Genomic DNA, 14,423 nt, shown 5'->3' with positions numbered 1-14,423 from the left:
AAATATAATCATAATAATAAAGTTGATAAGAACATTTTTATCAACAAAATGAATAAAGAGCTAGAACACAAAATCATTGTATGTCTAATTCCCTAAAAACACAAAATCATTAATATTAATTATTTTTGTTTAATATATTGAACATTTAATAAAAATAATGTAAATTTTGTTACAAATAAAAAACAGAGAAGGAAACAAAATGAATAGCTTCAGTTATTTAAAAAAAGCAATAAAACGCAAAAATTTATCCCTACAAACTGTTGCTGATGCCTGTCAAATGACAAAAGGTTATTTAAGTCAACTTGTTAATGACAAAATTAAGAATCCTAGCGCACAAAAACTACATTCACTTCATCAGTACTTACAAGTCGAAGAATCCGCCAAAGATAAAAAAATTGGTGTTATTTTTGGTAAATTTTATCCTTTGCATACCGGACACATCTATCTTATTCAACGAGCAATTAGTCAAGTAGATGAACTTTACGTTGTTCTCTGCTCTGATACTAACCGAGATATGGCATTGTTTGAACAAAGTGCGATGTCTCGCCAACCAACAATTAACGATAGAATTCGGTGGCTGTTACAAACGTTTAAGTATCAGAAAAACATCCATATAGAGCTTTTAGAAGAAGACGGTATTCCTGCTTACCCTAACGGTTGGCATCAATGGAGTGAACGTGTTAAAAAATTATTTAGAGAAAAAGGCATTAAACCTAACTGTGTTTACTCGAGCGAACCGCAAGATGTTTCGATGTATAAAGACTTATTTGATTTAGAGACAGTGCTAATCGATCCTACACGGCAATTTATGCAAGTGAGCGGCACTCAAATCAGGCGAGCACCATTAAAAAATTGGCAATATATTCCAACTGAAGTAAGACCCTTTTTTGTAAGAACTGTCGCAATACTAGGTGGTGAATCAAGTGGTAAATCAACCTTGGTCAATAAATTAGCAAACGTATTTAATACTACCAGTGCTTGGGAATACGGCCGAGATTACGTTTTTTCTCAACTTGGTGGGGATGAAAGAGCTTTACAATATGCCGATTATGATAAAATTGCGCTTGGTCACGCTCAATACATTGATTTTGCAATAAAACATGCAAATAAGGTTTCGTTTATCGACACCGATTTTGTCACCACTCAAGCCTTTTGTAAAAAATATGAAGGCAAAGAGCATCCTTTCTTACAAGCAATGATCAACAACTATCGTTTCGATTTGGTCATTTTATTGGGCAACAATACCCCTTGGGTCGCAGACGGTTTACGACATTTAGGCAGTCCAAAACAACGTAAAGATTTTCAACAATTGCTTATTACATTGTTAGAAAAAAATAATATTAACTATATTCAAATAGATTCACCCGATTATGAAGAACGTTACTTACGCAGTATCGAATTGGTTAATCAACTTATTAATGATGAAGAGTATTAATTATGAATAAATTAAGCCAAATAGTTATATCAGTAGGACGCAACAAGTTATATCCGTACTTTTGTATACTTTGTGTCACTATCGCCTTTTTATTTACCGACCCTTTTGAACAATTAGATTTACGTTACTCTGTTTCTTACATAGGTGCTGTGTGTGGTTTATTATGTGTTATTTTATTAGCCAAACGTAAGAATATGGGCAACGTTGTTGGAATGCTGGCTGTGATGGCTGAGTGTTGTGCCAACTTTTTAGGTGGCAATATCGGGGCTGGGTTACCAACATTTTATTATTTTGGTTCACATATTTATGGTTTGTTCACTTGGAATAAAAATCAAGACAATAATGACAAGGTCAAAGTACGTTCGTTAAATGAACACATATTTCTTTGCTCAATAATTTTCCTGATTGCTGCTGTGTTTTTCAATGTTTATTTGACCAACACATTAAGTGTTGATAACACAATCTATCAACTTATTACCAACAGTTTTATTTTTGGTTTAGGCGTGGTTGCTCAGTTACTGTTAATGATGCGATATGCTTTTAACTGGTATTTATGGGTAATATTAAATGTGTTAGTCATTGGATTAAATATTTATACCAATAATATTGTGATAGCGACCCAGTATCTGATTTACTTATTTAATGCGATTTATGGTATCTGCGAATGGAAATTATCAGAACAAAAAAATAGCTGATTTAAGTTAATACTGCTAGCGATACTCAAAAGAAAAAAGTACTAACACTAAAAGAGTAAAAACTAAGTTATTAGCATAGTCATAAAAGCCATCATTCTAACTGGTGGCTAGTTTATGCAATATCGCCTTTAACTAATGGAACAAACCTTACATCCCCCATATTTTTAGAAATAAAGTTATCACCATCACGTTCAATCAATTGCAAAATCTGCTTATTCTCACCAACAGGAATCACTAGTCGGCCTTTATTAGCGAGCTGTGCTAACAAGTTTTGCGGTACTTCTGAAGCGGCAGCTGTAACAATTATGCCATCGAACGGTCCTCTTTCTGCCCACCCTAACCAGCCATTACCATGACGTGTTGAAATATTATGAATATCAAGTTGTTTTAAGCGACGCTTAGTGTTCCATTGTAGGCTTTTAATTCTTTCAACCGAACATACATGATCGACTAATTTAGCTAATATCGCTGTTTGATAGCCGGAACCTGTTCCAATTTCAAGGACTTTAGAATTTGGTTCTAATCTAAGCAGTTCAGTCATTCGGGCGACAATATAAGGCTGAGAAATAGTTTGACCACTACCAATTGGCAGTGAACGATTATCGTAAGCTTGATGAGAAAGTGCCTCGTCAACAAATAATTCACGCGGAATTGAAGCAATTGCACTCAAAACACGATTATCTTTTATCCCTTGCTGCTTAAGTAATTTAATTAAAGACTGCATTTTCAAACTTTGCATTTGTGTTACTCATTTCTTATTATCAATTCACGTATCACACTTGTTGCGTAACTACCAGATGGCAAATAAAAACTAATTTCAAGGCTATGTTCTCCCAGCCATTGCCAGTTTAATTGCTCCGGACGTAGTAATAATGATCGTCTTGCCGTTTCAAGACGCTCTTTTTTAAACAGATCAGCAAAATTAGACCATTTATTCAAACAGCTTTGCTCAAATTGTAAAGCAACACCTTGCGTATTTAAAGATGAGTCACCTACCATTGGAGCAGTAATATTGATCTCTCCTTGTTGCAAGCGTTGTTGTAATGTTGCTATTTCATCCGCTTTAGAAACAAACCAACTGCCACGATTGGCAAGCTGCAATATATCACCTTCAAGCACAGTTTGATGAATGTTCTGTTCAATTCGTTGACTAACAATATCATTAAAGATAGCACTACGTGCCGCAGACAAATAAAAACTACGTTTCTTTCTATCTTTAACCGATATTTCTCCTTGTGCCCATTTGATAGCTTGTTCAATATTATTTTGGTCACGCCCAAATCGTTGTTCACCAAAATAGTTAGGAACGCCATGTTGTTTTATTAATGCTAGTTTTGTTTCTATCTCAGCATGCTGACTTAACTCTTTTAAAATAATCTTAAAATGATTGCCCTGTAAAGCACCAATCTTGAGTTTTTTGTTATGTCGAGTCACTCGCTTTATCTGACAACCCGCTAAGTCAAAATTGGTAAAATCGGGCGTTTCTTGTCCAGGCATATGTAAACTAAACCATTGTTCAGTCACTGCCTGGCGATCTTTTAATCCAGCGTAACTTACTTGTTTAGCGGCAATACCAACATATTTTGCCAATTGCTCTGCAACAAAAACCGTATTGCAATCTCTTTTTTTAAGATAAACAAGAACATGTTCACCTTCCCCAGTAAGCTCAAAGCCTAGCTCTTCTTGAACAATAAAATCTTCATATTGTTGCTTATAAATTCCAGCTGTGGTTGGTTTCCCATAAAAATAATTTAGTTCTGCTAACACGTATAATGCCTACTTTTAGGTTGGATTTTTTGTTGATTTTTTTATTAACAATACTACCGCTTCACAAGCTATACCTTCTTTACGTCCGGTAAAACCTAATTGCTCAGTTGTGGTTGCTTTTACACTGATTTGATCATAATGAACGTTAAGATCTTCAGCAATGTTGACTCGCATCTGATCAACATATGGGCGCATCTTAGGCTCTTGAGCAATAATTGTTGTATCCAAATTCGCAAGCTCAAAACCTTTTGCTTGAATAATTGAGTAAACCTCTTTTAATAATATTCGGCTATCAATGCCTTTATATTTAGAATCGGTATCGGGAAAAAGTTTACCTATATCACCTAAAGCGAGTGCACCAATTAAAGCATCAGTAATGGCATGTAAAACGACATCACCGTCAGAGTGTGCAATTAACCCATATTGATAAGGAATATTAACTCCTCCTAGGGTAATCGGTCCTTCACCACCAAATTTATGCACATCAAATCCATGACCTATTCTCATATTTTACCTATTTTAAATCTGCTTAGTTAAATAAAAAGAGGCTAAGAGTAAATCTTCTGGTCGAGTTATTTTTATATTATCTCGACGGCACTCAACCAATAAAGGATGACCACCACAATACTCGATAGCTGAAGCTTCGTCAGTTATTGCCACTTGATGAGTTAAAGCTTTTTTTAAGCAAGATTTCAACTCAGCGGCTTTAAATAATTGTGGCGTTGCCGCTCCCCATAAAAAAGTACGATCAATTGATTGCTCAATGATTGTATCATTATCTTGATAAGCTCGTTTAATGGTATCACTAACACGAGTTGCTAAGATGCCGCCTTGTTGTTGTCTTGTAACTGTTTCAATCAAACGAGTGATATCTTGGTGAGCAACACAAGGTCTTGCTGCATCATGCACTAATGCCCATTGATCATCATGTAGTAATTGTAAACCAGCTAAAACCGAATCCGCTCGGGTTTTACCGCCAATAGTGACACTAATTTTCGGATGCGATGCAATTGACAGTGTATTAAATAATTCATCCTTAGAACTAATAACAACAATAATTTTGGCTATTTGGGGATGTGTTAATAATTTATTTAACGTATGTTCTAAAACTGTCATTGTTCCTATTTTTAAATATTGTTTAGGTGTTTGGCTATTCATACGGGAACCTATACCCGCAGCAGGAACAATCGCAATAATATTACTTGTATTTGTCACGTAAAGCCTTATTGTTGTTGAGTGTTAGAATCAATGATAATTCGATAAAAATATTCGTCTGGTTTAACCATTCCTAAATGACTGCGTGCTCGCTCTTCTACCGCCTCAAAACCACGCTGTAAATCATTAATTTCAGCAAACATTTGTTCATTGCGGCTTTTCAATTTTTCATTTTCCTGATGAAGATTGGCTAACATCTGCAAGTTATCTTGATAATCATGAATATTATTCTTACCGTACCATAATGAGTATTGCAAGTAGCCCAGCACGATCAATAATATTAATGGTAGTTTCCATCTCATCATCTGTTTTCCCTTAACCTAAATACATTTAACTGGTTTAGGTAGACCTGCAAGTTTTGTCGCTTGTTTTGCAGGACCATCCGGAAATAATTTATACAAATAACGGCTGTTGCCTTTTTCAGCACCAAATTTTTTTTCCATAGCTTTGACTAAAGCTCGAATAGCGGGAGAAGTTTTATATTCTAAATAAAATTCACGAACAAATAAGATAACTTCCCAATGTGCATCAGTTAATTCAATCGACTCTTTTGCAGCTAATTGAGGTACTAAATCAGCAGTCCAATCCTGCCAATTTTTTAAGTAACCTTTATCATCAGTCTCAATTTGCGTTAACATTTTTTCAATACGTTATTTTATTTGCGCTGTATTATACTCAATTAATTTGATTCCAACACTATTTTTGATGAGCAAAGCATCATCAAGTGCGCAATTTTCACAAAATATGATGAAATTTAGAGCGATCAACAAAAAATATTAAAAAAGCTATTTACAAATAACTCCGTCTCCTTTAATATTCACAGCCATTGCGGAAGTGTGGCTGAGCGGTTGAAAGCACCGGTCTTGAAAACCGGCGAGGGGCGACCCTCCCAGAGTTCGAATCTCTGCGCTTCCGCCATCTATTTTTTATTCAAAATTCACATTATTATAAAGTTATCCATTTTTATCTTTTACATTTTAGATCGAATTTTATTTTTCCTTCAATTACTCACTCTTTAAGAGTTACCTAAGTCAATATTAGGATGAGAAAGCCAACTGAAAAATATCATAGCCGTTTTGTATTTATTATTAAATAAGTCTTTCCCTACCTGCAGAATTCAATACATAAAAACTTATTGGAGAATTATTAATTGCAAGGCTAATTGAAAAACTTGCAACATTATTTGTAAAAAATAAAGTGTGCAATTACAGCGCTGGAAATGGTCTTTCACTTCTCATTAAGGATTCAGGGGCTAAGTCTTGGATATTTCGTTTTAGCTTAGATAAAGCATAAAATTGGTCTTTGAGTCAAGCGTATCATATTTAAATTGATTAGTTGATGCTTTATAACATAGCTAAGATTGTCTCTTAGAAAGGCATATTATTTACCGTCCTCATTCCGCAAGCAGTAGAATATCGCTAGAGGTATATGAACATTAGCATCAACAATGCTATTAAGGTGTGTACTTTTCTTATTTTGCCAGGGATCAAGAAGCCAAGCAGAAGTACATTATGAAATTGATAAATGGTGCAAAGATTACAACCATTTTCAAACTAGGCCTCATAGTGCATTAAATTATTTTAACCCATTAAATATACTATAAAAACGGCTAAGTATATAATCTCATTTGTGGAAAGGTACTGTTACCAGATAAAGCTTAGAGGGATTATAACCCAAAATCGATAAAATGCCATTACATGAAAAATCATGTATGACATCTTTCATATATCTAAGTCTTTTAGTTACTGAATTTTACAGTATCAAAAAACTTGAGATAAAATCTTAATTACATACTCTTGTTCTTTTTCAGCTAACGAGTAATAAATAGGCAAACTAATTGTGTTCGAATAAAATTGCTCAGCATTTGGAAAATCACCATATTTAAATCCAAGATTTCTATAATATGGTTGGGTGTGTATGGGAATATAATGAACATTAACCCCAATTTTATTTGCTCTCAACAAATCGAAAACTCTTTTTCTATCGCCTTTTTTTTGCAATAAAATAGGATAAAGATGAAAAGAACTATAATTGTATGGGGCTTGATATGGAAGAACTATAGGCAGATTTTGAAGTTGTTCATTATAATATTTTGATAAACTGAAGAAATTATATCTAAGGCCTCATCACAATTTGAAGATACGATTTTAACTGTGTTTCTTATTGTATGTATATTATCGTTACAATTAATTCGTTCAGGAGAGTATCCAATCTGAAAATCTTTTTTAACTGTCAATTTTGAAATTCTTTCTAAAATTGGAATACATAATTCTTCTGTAACTCCAGGATAAACGGTAGATTCATAAACAACTATATCCCCTTTCTTCAAAATTTTTGCAACAGTTTCTGTAGCTGATAATAAACAACTTAAATCAGGTTTATTGTTACTATCAATAGGAGTCGGAACAACAATTATATAAAAATTAGAATGAAGCAAATCATCGCTACAATAAGTCATATTTGAAGTATTATATTCTTCTTTTAATTTATCGATTTTTTTTCTATCAATATCAAAACCGATTGTTTTATAAACTTTAGAAAACTCAAGGAAAAGAGGTAGACCGACATACCCCATACCTATTATTGCAATTTCAAATTCTTTATTATTTGTATTTTCCATAACAGCATCTCCGTGTATATTAATTTTATTTAATCATCAACGATAAAATCCATTAAATTCATTTTTTTGGCTTGTTCAATTATTTTATTCCAATTATTTAAGAGGTTAGCGTGTAAGAGGTATTCTTCATTACATTCAGCAATACATTTTGCAGTGACTTTCCTTAATTCTTGTCCTATCTTTGAATAATTTTCATCAAAATCTAATAAAACTTCATCAATAATTCTGACTATACGCTCTTCCCTTTTAGTCTCATTAGAAACAAATGATGTTATTTTTTCAGAAAGAGTTTCACACATTTGTTGAGAAACGAAGCAATCATCATAATCACAAAAGTTATCAATAAGCTTATCGTTGTAAATACTCCCATACAGTGAAAAATAATCTGCAAATTTCAACATCCCATACCAATATTTTAGTTTTTTATCATAGTCAAATCTTTCGTCATGATATTCATGAAACACAGGCCTAGTATGATGTACAGATGGGTAACCTAATGCAGTCGAAGTATCAAAAGCGAAATAATCCGCTGCTAATGTATTTTTACCAGGTAAGTTTGGTAGAAATTCAAATAGTCGATAGACACTAACATTACCACAGTCAGGATTGCATCCATCGTTAACAGAAGTAACTAAGGAAATAACATCATTTTTAGGAATTGGTTGATCTAATTTGAATATATCATCGCAAATATCAACAATATGCTCAGATTTAAAACCAAGTAGTTCATATATTTTATATACATAGTCATACGAGATTTTTGCAAAATCTTTTACATCAAGATTCCATTCACCTAAATAATTTCCACCAACTACAAGTATTCGTCTTTTATCGTCTATATCTTGCTTATTAATTTTGATACCTAGCTCATTAGCTATTTCTATTATTTGTTTACCCAAATACTTTAACTCAAACTCAATTGGATAAACCTTTCTGGCTTCACTTCTTTTATCAAATAATAAACAAGTATCTGAATCTCTTCTATGATAGGCATCTGCCCCCATTGAACAAGCAAATAAACCCAATTTATTTGTTGCCGTAGCATAATCAGTACCTGTATAAGTAAAAATCTTATAAAAATCATCATTCATATTTTTAAAAAGTGACTTAAAATACTTTTTCTGTATATCTACAGAAAGATGTAGAATATTTAATTCAGGATATTGATTCTTTAATGATTCAATAATTTTATGATTTTCAATATATGAAAATTCATTAGTTTCAACTATAATGAGAGGAATATTAACTTGTAAAACCTCATTCGCATATAAAACCTCCTTTATATAACTACTAACACTATCTTTAATACTTCTATTTGTTGGTATAAAAAATACTGATTTCACATTAACTCCTTAATTAACTGAATTAATAATTAATTTTTCAACGAACGATAATAGCTAAAATAATTTTTCAAACACATAATATTTAAAATCTTTAGCTCCCCATGTTTTTTTAAATTGCCTTAATGTATCACTATGTGAAAACCCTAAATTGATATAATCCATATCAGAATACTCATTAATAATATGTGAAAGTACTTTATGATTTGGTTTAAATTTTAATGAAATACTATCACTAGCGTTTATCCAGTAAAAAATATTATTCTTTGATTTTAGAATAATACTGCCAGATACAATTTTGTCATTATAGTGAGCTAAATATAATTCTGTATTTCTCTCATCATTAAGCAAATCATCGATCAAAGGAAAACTGATACAATATATTGCTTGAACTTTTTCCATGGTTTTTATATATAAATCATAAAAAAACATTAGATTTCTACGATTACTTTTATTATAACGATGAACTGTTATTTGATTTTTTTCTGCACTAGCTTCAATATCGGCAAGAGTACTCACTAATGCAACCCCCAAGTCATTATGACAATGTGTTGAAACACTGATATTTTCACCACTTCTGATTTAATAAACTGGATAAGATTTTCAAATTCATAAGGGAAGATAATTCAGTGGTATCTGCTAAAATAATCTGATTAGCTCCAGCATCTACTGCGACATGAGCCATTCTTTCATAAAATCATAATTAGCACGACTAGCATTCTCAATACCAACAGAAATACGACAATTACTATTTTGATAAACAAAGCGAACGGTATCCATCATTTCATCAATGGGTTGCGTGCGAGTAATATTACGTTTATTCCTTAACCTAATATCACTCCCTGTAGCCATGATTTATCTAGAATGTTTTTTACCTCTACCTGTTGCATCAAAAGCAAGCTATACATCTTTTTACAACGTTCGAGAAAATGTTGCTATTCCTGATAAAGTTAATTTCTGACTAATCAACTTTGTAGCTTCAAAATCAAATGTTATGAATCAGTAAAACCCTTTTCGATATGATTAACTCCTAAGGCTTCTAACTCTAAAACTAATTTAAATTTCTGTTTTGTATTCATTGCGTTTTGTGGCACCAATTTCCTAGCACTTAACGTTGTATCCAATATAGATATTTCTTTCATTCTTCCCTCTTTTTAATTCAATACATACCAGTATGTATTTAATCGTATAGATAAAACTTGCATACAAACCAAATAAAAACATTTAAATATCAATATTTAAAAGGATTTAATTAATTATTGCTTTTTAAACAGTGTAGTGTATTATCATCTGCCACACATACCAATTGGTATGTTTTATTAAAATATAAATGTAAATGGAGATAATTATGATTAATGTAGCTATTAATGGTTTTGGTCGTATTGGACGTAGTTTTATGCGTGCATTGTATGAGAGTTCGCATAATATCAAAATTGTTGCGATCAATGATTTAGGTTCGATTGAACAACTAGCACATCTTTTAAAATATGATACGGCTTTTGGACGTTTTGCCAAAAGAGTCGAAGTAAAAAAAGGCTTATTGGTGATTGATGGTCATGAGATCGTTGTATATCAAGAGCGTCATCCGGAAAATCTTCCATGGGCTAAACACAACATCGATATTGTACTGGAATCAACAGGTGTGTTTAACGACGGGAAAAAAGCTCAAGCCCATATCAAAGCTGGGGCTAAAAAAGTTCTTATCTCTGCACCTGCATCAAATGTTGATTTGACTATTGTTCAAGGTGTTAACAACCACATGTATAATAAAGATGAACATCACATTATTTCAAATGCCTCATGTACAACAAACTGTTTAGCTCCTTTAGTAAAAGTACTACATGAAAATTTTGGTATTAAATCCGGTTTTATGACAACTATCCATGCTTATACGCAAGACCAAAATCTTCAGGATGCTCCACATCGTGATATGAGGCGAGCGCGTAGTGCTGCTCAAAATATCGTTCCTACATCAACAGGTGCTGCGCAATCAATTGGCATAGTCATCCCGGAGTTGAATGGAAAATTAGACGGTGGATCTGTTCGGGTTCCAGTAATTACAGGATCAATGATAGATCTTACTTTAAATCTAGAGAAAGAAGTGACAGAACAACTAGTAAATGATACTATTAAACAAGCAACTAGCTCTAAAACAATAGATGGTATTCTCGTTTATATAGAAGATGAAATTGTTTCATCTGATGTTATTAAAAATCCAGCTTCATCTATTTTCGACTCTAAGCTCACTAAGGTCATCGATGGCAAATTACTCAAAGTTGTTAGTTGGTATGACAATGAATGGGGTTTTTCAAATCGTTTAGTAGATACTATTTTACAGATTAAATAAATAATTATAATCATACCATCAACTGGTGGTATGGTGTTTTATGGTGAAAATGAATAATAAACAAAATTCTAAAGAAAAGTTGATCAAAGCTATGGCTGAGCTCCTATTAGAAAAAGGTCTAGCTGCTACTAGCCCAAGAGATATTTTGACTCGTGCTGAAGTCGGTCAAGGTAGCCTCTATCATTATTTTAATGGTAAAGAGGATCTGTGCCTATATGCAATAAAATATAATGTCGATCAACTGATAAGTTTTAGTGCTTCAGTGCTAAATACAGATAAAAAAGCATATAATAAACTCTCAGATCTGTTATTTAAAGCTCGTAATATAGATAGAGGATGTGTGGTTGGTCAAATGGCTCGAGATAGAGCTATTATGGAAAACAAAAAGTTAGCGTCAGAGGTTAATCGTGGATTTGAGTCTATGAAGAAAACGCTAGAAAGTCTTATAAAAATTGGGATTGCTGATGGTAGTATTTCTAATATTCTTGCACCATTAGAAGCAGCAACGCTCTTAATGTCTGCTTTGCAAGGTGCTTATATTTCTGCAAAAGGATTGCAAGATGACTCCTATTTTCATCTAACTATTAATACATTATTGAAGATATTTACTCCATAACTTCTTTTTTACAATTAGATTTGTTTTTATACTTACCATATATCAATTTCACAAATTATCAGCCGTTGATTATATGATAGCGCTTCACTCTAAAGTGAACAGCTCTCATCTTTGTGGTTTAGATAAATTCTAGGAGAAAATTTTATATTTACTTTAAATTTAGCATTCTTATTTGCCCACTGAATTCCTATCCAACAGATCCAACACTAAATTAATGGCATCTTGTTCAATCTGATCATTAAGATTCTTATCATTTTTATACTCCACACCAATATTAATAAGTCCTTCAAGAATCACAATCAGTTTATTTGTCAAAGACTCTTTATCAGAATAATCTTCAAGTTTTGAATAAATTAGGCCTTTAACAAATTCTTTATGCTCTTTAAGTATATCTGATACGCAAGGCAAGGTTTCACGCATTTCCTCTACTGCTCGCATGAATAAGCAGCCGTTATAATCCACTTCGGAAAACCATTTTTTATGCAATTTAAATATTTCCAAAATAGCATTTTTTCCATTAAGCCCTGTAATAGAATCCTCAAGCTTTGAACGGAATATTGAGTCTCTATGTTTTAATACTTCCACTATAAGTTTATCTTTACTTCCAAAATGATTGTATAAAGTGGTTTTAGAGCAGCCTGACATATCCCTAATATCATCAACGCCTACACTCGAAAAACCAGTTCGATAAAACAGTTTTTCAGCAGTCTTTATAATTAATTCATATGTTTTTTTCAAAATAAATCACCTAAATAAATTGTAAAATGAACAGATCTGTACTACCATTGAATTTGCGTACAGATCTGTTCACATTATTATCTTGTCATACATTATAACTTACAAGGAAAAACAATTAATGAAATTATTTTTTTTGGGTAGTGAAAAACTACCTAGTAGGCCTAAATTACTTGAATTATTTCAAGGACTGTTAGGCGGGACTTTGGCAATTTTAACGCTGGAGTGTCTGACGATCTATTCAGGCTGTTATTTTATAATGGCTCCGTTTGGGGCTTCTTGTGTCATTTTATTTGCTGTTTCTCAGTCTCCTCTTGCACAACCAAGAAATGTAATTTTAGGGCATCTTATATCAGCATTTATTGGTTTAGTATGTTTGAAATTGTTTGGTAATTCAGCTTTTGTTACTGCTTTAGCTGTAGGTTGCGCTATTGCAGCAATGCAATTCTTTAGATGTGTACATCCACCAGCAGGCGCTAATCCATTGGTTATATTGTTAACAGCAAATCAGGTTAATTACGATTTCAACTTTTTGTTGTTTCCTGTGCTCTCAGGTTCCCTTTCTTTAGTAATAATAGCCTATGTGGTTAACAATCTACTATCAAAAAGTAAGTGGCCAGTTTATTGGTTAGCATTTTTCAATAATAAAAAGAACGAGTAATAAATATGCCTTTAATTGAGATAAATATTTATTGGATAGCTTAGCAAAAAGGTGCAAAGACTATAGCTAATAGTGATGTCGATGCAGCGGTTAACATTTCGGAAAAGACAAAGCAGTAACCACTGTTGTTTTAAATAATTTTTAAAATAGCTCGCTTAAATATTATGTGCGGAACTTTCCCACCCGATTACTCAGTTAAAATATCCATAACCGGAAATAGTAACACATTAGATATTCAAGCAATATGAATTTCAATTAAGAAGATTATAAAATCTCCCCAATTAAAGGGTTCGGTGTTTTAATTTAAAAACTATTATATATTTCGCTTTTTTTAATTCTGAGTAAAGAAAAAATACAAATTACTTTAACTTCACTCCCCCCCAAAAACACATTTATTATTATCTTGAACGTTTTTGAAGTTTGTTTTATTGTTTATTTAATTATCATTGCTTTTTTCTTCAATGTATCCATTATCGTTTAAATAGTAATGCTTAATTGTTAACTTATTATCATATTCAGTTGTAACGGTAATGATAAAATCTTTTGAGATGTTAAAATGCGTTTTCTCAATCATATCTTCACTGTATCCTGGCTCATACCACTCTCCTTCAACATATAATTCTGAGCGGATTTGATGATCTTTTATTGTTATTAAATATAACCTATACGGGAAATCGCCACAATCCATTGGTACTAATAACATATCAATACTATTTTTTGATGGTAAAGGTATATAACGAAAATCTATTTCACAATTCCATAATTCCAAATCTTCAACTTTACAACTTTCCATATTTGTTTGCTTATACTTTGAATTTCTATGACTTTTATTTAATGGTAAACGATCTTCACTTTTTACAAAACAAACATTTTTTTTATTGTGACGGAAAATTTTATTTGAATCTTTTTCTATATACGGTTCTTGCGCATAAGTAAAAAAAGAAATTATATAAAATAACAAACAAATCAATAAACATTTATTTTTCATATAC

Annotated in this window: 20 protein-coding genes and 1 tRNA gene; 7 read left to right on the top strand and 14 right to left on the bottom strand. The window is 32.2% G+C overall.

Translation table 11 applies throughout. From position 1 onward, the window contains the following. The first annotated feature begins 199 nt into the window (after positions 1-199). Together nadR and pnuC are read left to right on the top strand one after the other, a co-directional pair. A complete protein-coding gene (gene nadR, locus J3U37_RS02935; RefSeq protein WP_220219137.1) occupies positions 200-1,435 on the top strand; it encodes a multifunctional transcriptional regulator/nicotinamide-nucleotide adenylyltransferase/ribosylnicotinamide kinase NadR in 1,236 nt (411 codons plus the stop codon). A gap of 2 nt (positions 1,436-1,437) precedes the next feature. Next, positions 1,438-2,130 (top strand): nicotinamide riboside transporter PnuC, encoded by a 693-nt coding sequence (pnuC, locus tag J3U37_RS02930; protein ID WP_267329268.1) that lies wholly within the window; start codon positions 1,438-1,440, stop codon positions 2,128-2,130. A 112-nt stretch (positions 2,131-2,242) separates the two neighbouring features. Here the strand turns inward: pnuC and J3U37_RS02925 are convergent, their stop codons facing one another. Genes J3U37_RS02925 through J3U37_RS02900 form a run of 6 tightly spaced genes read right to left on the bottom strand, consistent with a single transcriptional unit; the run spans position 2,243 to position 5,750 of the window. After that, complete coding sequence (locus J3U37_RS02925) at positions 2,243-2,869, bottom strand: protein-L-isoaspartate(D-aspartate) O-methyltransferase (protein WP_220219135.1); 627 nt, start codon at positions 2,867-2,869, stop codon at positions 2,243-2,245. A 5-nt stretch (positions 2,870-2,874) separates the two neighbouring features. Then, the gene (gene truD / locus J3U37_RS02920; protein WP_267329267.1) at positions 2,875-3,897 is read right to left on the bottom strand and encodes a tRNA pseudouridine(13) synthase TruD; all 1,023 of its coding nucleotides are present in this window, start codon (positions 3,895-3,897) and stop codon (positions 2,875-2,877) included. Positions 3,898-3,912: 15 nt separating this feature from the next. After that, entirely contained in the window at positions 3,913-4,404 is a 492-nt protein-coding gene (gene ispF / locus J3U37_RS02915) for a 2-C-methyl-D-erythritol 2,4-cyclodiphosphate synthase (protein WP_267373285.1), read from the bottom strand. Between the two features lie 12 nt (positions 4,405-4,416). After that, positions 4,417-5,112, bottom strand: a complete 696-nt coding sequence (gene ispD / locus J3U37_RS02910; RefSeq protein ID WP_267373283.1) for a 2-C-methyl-D-erythritol 4-phosphate cytidylyltransferase — start codon at positions 5,110-5,112, stop codon at positions 4,417-4,419. Positions 5,113-5,120: 8 nt separating this feature from the next. Next, positions 5,121-5,417: a cell division protein FtsB gene (gene ftsB, locus J3U37_RS02905; protein WP_366915713.1), complete on the bottom strand. Its 297-nt coding sequence runs from the start codon at positions 5,415-5,417 to the stop codon at positions 5,121-5,123. A gap of 15 nt (positions 5,418-5,432) precedes the next feature. Next, the gene (locus tag J3U37_RS02900) at positions 5,433-5,750 is read right to left on the bottom strand and encodes a TusE/DsrC/DsvC family sulfur relay protein (RefSeq protein ID WP_267373281.1); all 318 of its coding nucleotides are present in this window, start codon (positions 5,748-5,750) and stop codon (positions 5,433-5,435) included. 192 nt (positions 5,751-5,942) lie between these two features. Between J3U37_RS02900 and J3U37_RS02895 the strand changes: the two genes are divergently transcribed. Both J3U37_RS02895 and J3U37_RS12095 read left to right on the top strand, forming a co-directional pair. Continuing rightward, positions 5,943-6,030: transfer RNA gene (locus J3U37_RS02895), tRNA-Ser, on the top strand. Between the two features lie 529 nt (positions 6,031-6,559). Continuing rightward, positions 6,560-6,715 carry an integrase core domain-containing protein gene (locus J3U37_RS12095; protein WP_416379975.1) on the top strand — a complete coding sequence of 52 codons (156 nt, stop codon included), beginning with the start codon at positions 6,560-6,562 and terminating at the stop codon, positions 6,713-6,715. Between the two features lie 157 nt (positions 6,716-6,872). On the opposite strand, the gene J3U37_RS12090 is transcribed toward J3U37_RS12095, so the two are convergent. From J3U37_RS12090 to J3U37_RS02870, 6 genes are all read right to left on the bottom strand, one after another. Further along, positions 6,873-7,172 carry a DegT/DnrJ/EryC1/StrS family aminotransferase gene (locus J3U37_RS12090; protein ID WP_416379979.1) on the bottom strand — a complete coding sequence of 100 codons (300 nt, stop codon included), beginning with the start codon at positions 7,170-7,172 and terminating at the stop codon, positions 6,873-6,875. Further along, a complete protein-coding gene (locus J3U37_RS02890) occupies positions 7,169-7,732 on the bottom strand; it encodes an NAD(P)-binding domain-containing protein (protein WP_267373279.1) in 564 nt (187 codons plus the stop codon). Before J3U37_RS02890 ends, J3U37_RS12090 begins: the two co-directional genes overlap by 4 nt. 29 nt (positions 7,733-7,761) lie before the next feature. Continuing rightward, positions 7,762-9,075, bottom strand: a complete 1,314-nt coding sequence (locus J3U37_RS02885) for a DUF6271 family protein (protein WP_267373277.1) — start codon at positions 9,073-9,075, stop codon at positions 7,762-7,764. Between the two features lie 54 nt (positions 9,076-9,129). Further along, positions 9,130-9,591: a GNAT family N-acetyltransferase gene (locus J3U37_RS02880; protein WP_267373275.1), complete on the bottom strand. Its 462-nt coding sequence runs from the start codon at positions 9,589-9,591 to the stop codon at positions 9,130-9,132. Positions 9,592-9,738: 147 nt separating this feature from the next. After that, positions 9,739-9,924: a hypothetical protein gene (locus tag J3U37_RS02875; RefSeq protein ID WP_267373273.1), complete on the bottom strand. Its 186-nt coding sequence runs from the start codon at positions 9,922-9,924 to the stop codon at positions 9,739-9,741. 140 nt (positions 9,925-10,064) lie between these two features. After that, the gene (locus tag J3U37_RS02870; protein WP_267373271.1) at positions 10,065-10,214 is read right to left on the bottom strand and encodes a hypothetical protein; all 150 of its coding nucleotides are present in this window, start codon (positions 10,212-10,214) and stop codon (positions 10,065-10,067) included. Between the two features lie 203 nt (positions 10,215-10,417). Here J3U37_RS02870 and gap point away from each other — a divergent pair, with 203 nt between their 5' ends. Continuing rightward, positions 10,418-11,419, top strand: a complete 1,002-nt coding sequence (gene gap, locus J3U37_RS02865; RefSeq protein ID WP_267373526.1) for a type I glyceraldehyde-3-phosphate dehydrogenase — start codon at positions 10,418-10,420, stop codon at positions 11,417-11,419. Positions 11,420-11,468: 49 nt separating this feature from the next. Then, entirely contained in the window at positions 11,469-12,035 is a 567-nt protein-coding gene (locus J3U37_RS02860) for a TetR/AcrR family transcriptional regulator (protein WP_267373269.1), read from the top strand. A gap of 168 nt (positions 12,036-12,203) precedes the next feature. Here the strand turns inward: J3U37_RS02860 and J3U37_RS02855 are convergent, their stop codons facing one another. Further along, the gene (locus tag J3U37_RS02855; RefSeq protein ID WP_267373267.1) at positions 12,204-12,773 is read right to left on the bottom strand and encodes a TetR/AcrR family transcriptional regulator; all 570 of its coding nucleotides are present in this window, start codon (positions 12,771-12,773) and stop codon (positions 12,204-12,206) included. A 118-nt stretch (positions 12,774-12,891) separates the two neighbouring features. On the opposite strand from J3U37_RS02855, the gene J3U37_RS02850 reads away from it, so the two are divergent. Then, positions 12,892-13,431, top strand: coding sequence for an HPP family protein (locus tag J3U37_RS02850; protein WP_267373265.1), 540 nt, complete (start codon positions 12,892-12,894; stop codon positions 13,429-13,431). Between the two features lie 436 nt (positions 13,432-13,867). Here J3U37_RS02850 and J3U37_RS02845 read toward each other — a convergent pair whose 3' ends face one another. Further along, positions 13,868-14,419 carry a hypothetical protein gene (locus J3U37_RS02845; protein WP_267373263.1) on the bottom strand — a complete coding sequence of 184 codons (552 nt, stop codon included), beginning with the start codon at positions 14,417-14,419 and terminating at the stop codon, positions 13,868-13,870. Positions 14,420-14,423: the final 4 nt, after the last annotated feature.

The sequence above is a fragment of the Gilliamella sp. B3172 genome, from assembly GCF_026536465.1.
GTDB lineage: Bacteria > Pseudomonadota > Gammaproteobacteria > Enterobacterales > Orbaceae > Gilliamella.
This window is presented reverse-complemented; position numbering and strand designations above follow the sequence as displayed.

What these genes read in the sequence shown, in the direction of transcription:
- nadR (WP_220219137.1), top strand. Translation starts at nt 200, where the DNA reads ATGAATAGCTTCAGTTATTTAAAAAAAGCAATAAAACGCAAAAATTTA.
- pnuC (WP_267329268.1), top strand. Translation starts at nt 1,438, where the DNA reads ATGAATAAATTAAGCCAAATAGTTATATCAGTAGGACGCAACAAGTTA.
- J3U37_RS02925 (WP_220219135.1), bottom strand. Translation starts at nt 2,869, where the DNA reads ATGCAAAGTTTGAAAATGCAGTCTTTAATTAAATTACTTAAGCAGCAA.
- ispF (WP_267373285.1), bottom strand. Translation starts at nt 4,404, where the DNA reads ATGAGAATAGGTCATGGATTTGATGTGCATAAATTTGGTGGTGAAGGA.
- ftsB (WP_366915713.1), bottom strand. Translation starts at nt 5,417, where the DNA reads ATGATGAGATGGAAACTACCATTAATATTATTGATCGTGCTGGGCTAC.
- J3U37_RS02900 (WP_267373281.1), bottom strand. Translation starts at nt 5,750, where the DNA reads ATGTTAACGCAAATTGAGACTGATGATAAAGGTTACTTAAAAAATTGG.
- J3U37_RS12095 (WP_416379975.1), top strand. Translation starts at nt 6,560, where the DNA reads ATGCTATTAAGGTGTGTACTTTTCTTATTTTGCCAGGGATCAAGAAGC.
- J3U37_RS02890 (WP_267373279.1), bottom strand. Translation starts at nt 7,732, where the DNA reads ATGGAAAATACAAATAATAAAGAATTTGAAATTGCAATAATAGGTATG.
- J3U37_RS02875 (WP_267373273.1), bottom strand. Translation starts at nt 9,924, where the DNA reads ATGGCTACAGGGAGTGATATTAGGTTAAGGAATAAACGTAATATTACT.
- J3U37_RS02870 (WP_267373271.1), bottom strand. Translation starts at nt 10,214, where the DNA reads ATGAAAGAAATATCTATATTGGATACAACGTTAAGTGCTAGGAAATTG.
- J3U37_RS02860 (WP_267373269.1), top strand. Translation starts at nt 11,469, where the DNA reads ATGAATAATAAACAAAATTCTAAAGAAAAGTTGATCAAAGCTATGGCT.
- J3U37_RS02850 (WP_267373265.1), top strand. Translation starts at nt 12,892, where the DNA reads ATGAAATTATTTTTTTTGGGTAGTGAAAAACTACCTAGTAGGCCTAAA.
- J3U37_RS02845 (WP_267373263.1), bottom strand. Translation starts at nt 14,419, where the DNA reads ATGAAAAATAAATGTTTATTGATTTGTTTGTTATTTTATATAATTTCT.